The sequence below is a fragment of the Acinetobacter sp. 12966 genome, from assembly GCF_031196995.1.
Classification (GTDB): domain Bacteria; phylum Pseudomonadota; class Gammaproteobacteria; order Pseudomonadales; family Moraxellaceae; genus Acinetobacter; species Acinetobacter geminorum.
Genome location: NZ_JAVIMC010000086.1, coordinates 1 through 248 on the forward strand (window position 1 = coordinate 1; position 248 = coordinate 248).

1 protein-coding gene is annotated in these 248 nt (G+C 41.1%); it reads left to right on the plus strand.

The genetic code is table 11. The features are described 5' to 3' along the window. On the plus strand, positions 1 to 248 hold a 248-nt coding region (locus RFW85_RS12460), incomplete at both ends, for a 4-(cytidine 5'-diphospho)-2-C-methyl-D-erythritol kinase (protein ID WP_375143864.1).

A 248-nucleotide genomic window follows, 5' to 3' on the forward strand; every position in this document is an offset into this window, starting at 1 on the left:
CCTATATCTGAAGATGAGATTCAGATTGAAGGTTTAGGTGAGGTTCAACTTGAGCAAAATCTGATTTATCGGGCGGCACAGATATTACGCCCTCACGCTCAAAATCCTTGCGGACTCCATATAAAAATTGAAAAAAATATTCCGATGGGTGCCGGTTTAGGTGGCGGTTCTTCCAATGCAGCAACGACGCTTATTGTCTTAAATCAATTATGGCAATGTGGTCTAACTGAAGAACAATTAGCTCAGTT